Source organism: Enhygromyxa salina, from assembly GCF_002994635.1.
GTDB lineage: Bacteria > Myxococcota_A > Polyangia > Nannocystales > Nannocystaceae > Plesiocystis > Plesiocystis salina_B.
Map to the genome: position 1 here is coordinate 1 of NZ_PVNL01000184.1, position 3,902 is coordinate 3,902.

General features: G+C 70.0%; 3 protein-coding genes and 1 pseudogene. All 4 read left to right on the forward strand.

Annotated elements, in window-relative coordinates; translation table 11 throughout:
* Positions 1–470 precede the first annotated feature (470 nt).
* Entirely contained in the window at positions 471–968 is a 498-nt protein-coding gene (locus ENSA7_RS41550) for a CarD family transcriptional regulator (protein WP_106094975.1), read from the forward strand.
* A gap of 227 nt (positions 969–1,195) precedes the next feature.
* Positions 1,196–1,558, forward strand: a complete 363-nt coding sequence (locus ENSA7_RS44910) for a macro domain-containing protein (RefSeq protein ID WP_181234663.1) — start codon at positions 1,196–1,198, stop codon at positions 1,556–1,558.
* Positions 1,559–1,571: 13 nt separating this feature from the next.
* Positions 1,572–2,753, forward strand: coding sequence for a hypothetical protein (locus ENSA7_RS41560; RefSeq protein WP_106094977.1), 1,182 nt, complete (start codon positions 1,572–1,574; stop codon positions 2,751–2,753).
* A pseudogene (locus tag ENSA7_RS41565) lies at positions 2,750–3,902 on the forward strand (hypothetical protein); the annotation flags it as partial. The gene ENSA7_RS41560 and the pseudogene ENSA7_RS41565, both read left to right, overlap by 4 nt.

Consider the following 3,902-nt stretch of genomic DNA (forward strand, 5'->3'; position numbering starts at 1 on the left):
GGCGATGCCGGGGTTGCTCGAGGCAATCCTGGGGGTTTGTATTGGTTTCGGGGGCGAGAGTGGGTGCTGCGGCGTGCGCGAGGTGGATTTTTTGGCTCCGCGCGCCGAAGATTGGCGCGAAAGTGCGCCTGTGGCGGCCTCGCGCAGGGCGCCGAGCCTCGCGCCCACGGCTGGGTCCGCGAAGACTCTCAGTCCGGTTCCCCCAGGGTCCTCCGTCCGTCGGTCAAGCGCCCCAAACAAACCCAGCCTCACAGCTGGCGCCCCCCCGCCGTCTGGACACTATCCCCCCCTCCGAGCTAATATCTGCCAGCTTTCCTGGGACATCAGCGGCGCAAAGCCCCTCCAGAACAACGTTCATGGCAAGGACCAGCGCACTACAGGGTGTTTGAGCGAATCGGAAGCGTCGGGACGCCAGATCCCCCGCAAGCGCCAGAAGCGCACTCCGCCGAGCACGGATTCCAAAGGACGTGATGATCGAAAACGAGAACTTCGAGATTGGTATGACCGCGGTCTACCCGGCCCATGGCGTCGCTGACGTGGTGGGGCTCGAGACCAAGCACGTCGGGGGCCAAAAGCTGCGCTTCTACCACCTGCAGGTCCGCGGCAGCGGCCTGAAGATCATCGTTCCAATCGACAAGGCCGGCGAGAACGGCATGCGCCCGCTCGCGGGGCCCGACGAGATCGACCGGATGTTCGAGCTGCTCCGCGACCACGATGTCCCGGCCGATCGCCAGACCTGGAACCGGCGCTACCGCAACTTCATGGAGAAGATCCGGACCGGATCGCTGCACGAGGTCGCCGAGGTCTACCGTGACCTCTCGCTGCTGCGCTCCCAGAAGACCTTGTCTCACGGTGAGCGCGAGATGCTGCGGACAGCCCGCGATCTGCTGGTTGGGGAGCTCGCGGTCGCCCGGGAGACTCCCGAGGACGAGGTTGCCGAACAGCTCGATTCCATGTTTAAGAACTGAGCCGCGGCAAACTCTTCGCCAGCTGCGAGCCCACCCCGCCACCGCTGACCGGCGCGACCCGCCGCCCAGTCGACCAGAGGGCCAAGATCATCGAAATTCAACTGTCCAACGATCCCTGGGAGCAGGTCGACGTCGACGCCTTCGTCTGTCCGGTCAACTCGGACTGCGAGTACACCACCTACCCGGCGTCGCGCATCAAAGAGCTGTCGGGCCTGCCGCTCGAGCAGTTGTTGCAGCCACACACGCCGCTCGCGATCGGCGCAGCGTTCGTGACCGACGGCGGCAAGCTCCGGGCCCGGCACCTGATCCACGTGCCCAACACCAACAAGGCCGGCGAGCAGGTCCAGGTCGAGGACATCGCGCGGGCGACCGCGGCGGTGATCGTGACCTGCGAGCTCAAGGGCTACAACAGCGTCGCGGTCCCGCTCATGGGCGCGTTCGACACGGGCATCCCGGCCGAGGAAGCCGCCCGGGCGATCCACAGCGAGTTCCGCAGCCATCGGGGCGAGCGGCCGATCCGAGTGCTGTTCGTGGCCCGCAACTCCGACGAGATCGACGTGTTCGAGATGGCGATCGAGGGCCTGTCGTAGGAGCGAGCAGGACATGGCCCCGGCCTACCTCGTACTGGCCACGATCGCGGCCCTCGGTCTGGCACTCGGTTGGCGGCTGACGCCCGCTCCCGGCCCACGTCCGAACGCCGAAGGCCTCGCGCGACTGCTGCAGGTCGGCATCGCCATGACCGGGCTGCTGGTCATCTCGATGCTGCTCGTGCCGTGGCTCGCCGGGCTCGGCCAGATCACCTGCACCCCAGAATTCGAGCGGGCCGGCGCATGCATCCTGGGCTTGCAGGACCGCGCGCTGTTTGGCGCCTGCGCGTTCACCTGCCTGGTCGGCGCAGGGTTCGCGTTCATCCTGCGCAAGGGCGTCCTCGACTTCCCGGCGCCGGCCCCCATTCAAGAAGCGCAGCGGGAGGGCGGCGTCGGCGACATGGACACGGTGGCCAGCCTCCGAGCTGGCGCCCGCAAGCCCGCCCCCGCGCCCGAGCCAGAGCAACCCGCAGCGGAGCCAGAGCCAGCACCCGAGCCAGCCCCAGCACCCGAGCCAGCACCCGAGCCCGCGGCTTCGACCCCCGCCAGCACGCCCGAGCCCGCGACCATCAGTCATCGCCGGCTCGAGGGTCCGGTGTTTCGTTCCTTCGTCGACGACGAGATCGTCGACCTCGAGGTTGCGATCAAGACAGCAGCCAAGCGCCTGCGCAGCGAGCGGGTCGCTGTCGTGTTCTCGCGCGGCGCCAGCAAGGCCGCCAACGAGGCCCTGCTCGAGCTCGCCGAGGCATTCGGTGCGCACCGCTACGTGCTCGAGGGCACGAGCGCCGCGACGGAGGGCATCCCCACCGACCAAGAGCCCGATCCAAACGCAGCCGACGCGGTCGCGGGCGTCAACGCTCGCCACGCTGGCGAGCTCGCGCTGGATCTGGCCGGTGAGTTCATCCAGACCGTGTTCCTGCTCGACACCCGCGTCGCGTTCCCAGAGTTCGTGCTCGGCAAGCTCACGCGCATGCAGTCGGTCTGCATCGCCCACGCACACGACGAGGTCAGCGCGGCATGTCAGGTGGTGCTCCCCGGCACCAACCCCGGCGAGCGCCAGGGCGAGCTGATCGACAGTGACGGCGGCGCCAACGCTCGGCAACCTCGAGAGTCGCTGGTCGTGCAGATCGTCGAGGCCCTGCGCGCGCTAGACGAGCCCGAGCAGCCGGCCACCACCCCCGAACCAACCCAGCCGTGAGCGCCACCAGGCCGACCGGCCGCATGCGTCGCATGTCGGACACGCTTCGCGCCCCGCTCGTGGCCGCGCTCATGCTGCTGGTCGCGCTGCTGGTGAGCACGAGCTGCGCGGCGGACTCGGGCGACCACGCCGAAGGTCCCCTCTGGGCCGACCCTGGCATCGTCCGCCTCAGCCCCACGCGCGCCCGCGTCCACGTCGAGATCCACAACCGCAGCGGCACCGTCCGACCGATCGGCGAGTTCAAGCTCGGGGGCGACGACTGGGACACGCTGCGCTTCGTCGACGCGTCCTTGCCCCGAACGATCCCGGCCTACGACTCGGTCGTGCTCGAGCTCGAGCTGTCACCGGCCACGTTCCGCGCGCAGCCCGGGGTCTACCGCTCGGGGCGGGCGGCGCTGAGCTTCAGCTCGGATCGGTTCGCCTACGAGCTCCCGATCGAGTTCGTCGGCACCGACGTCGATCGCTCGGGACTCGGCGCCGCGCTGGTGAGCGCCCTGGCGCTGGCCGCCCTGGCGCTGGCCGCCGCCTTGGGAACCGGCTCGCTACGCGCGGGCCAAGCGGCCTCAACCCGCCGCGCCAAGCTCGGCCTGGGCCTGACCGTCGCTGGCGCGATCGCGGCCGCGCTGCTGGTCGCCGCCACGATCCCGATCGGTCTGGGTCTGTGTCATGGCCGGCTGCTCGAGCTGGTGGGTCCGCGCGAGCTCGAACAGTGCCGCGCCACGCTCGGGGGCGCCGAGCTGCTCGCGCTCCCGGGCTCGCCTGGCATCTGGTGGTGGCTCGTCGCGCTCGCGCTGTTCGCCGCGACCCTCACGATCATCCGCGCCGCGCTGCCCGGCTCACCACCGACCGAGCACGGCGCCGCCCCAGCCTTGGCGCTCGCCGGACTCCGCCTGCTCGGCTTCACCCTGCTGCTCGTCGCCCTCGTCTGCGGCCTCGCCCCCGCCAGCCCCTCGCCCACCGACTTGGTCTTGGTCCAGGCCCAGTTCGTCAAGCTCGCCGGCATCGAGGTCCCCCGCTGGGGCATCGTCGCCCAGCCGCTCGGCTTCGCCCTCGCCTTCGCCCTCGTCGCCCAGACGATCCCCCACAGGCCTGCCCCCCACCCGGTCGTCGCCACCCTCGAGCGCCTCGACTCCCTCCTGTGGGCCAGCC

Coding starts and splice junctions, on each gene's coding strand:
- ENSA7_RS41550 (WP_106094975.1), top strand. CDS start 471: ATGATCGAAAACGAGAACTTCGAGATTGGTATGACCGCGGTCTACCCG.
- ENSA7_RS41560 (WP_106094977.1), top strand. CDS start 1,572: ATGGCCCCGGCCTACCTCGTACTGGCCACGATCGCGGCCCTCGGTCTG.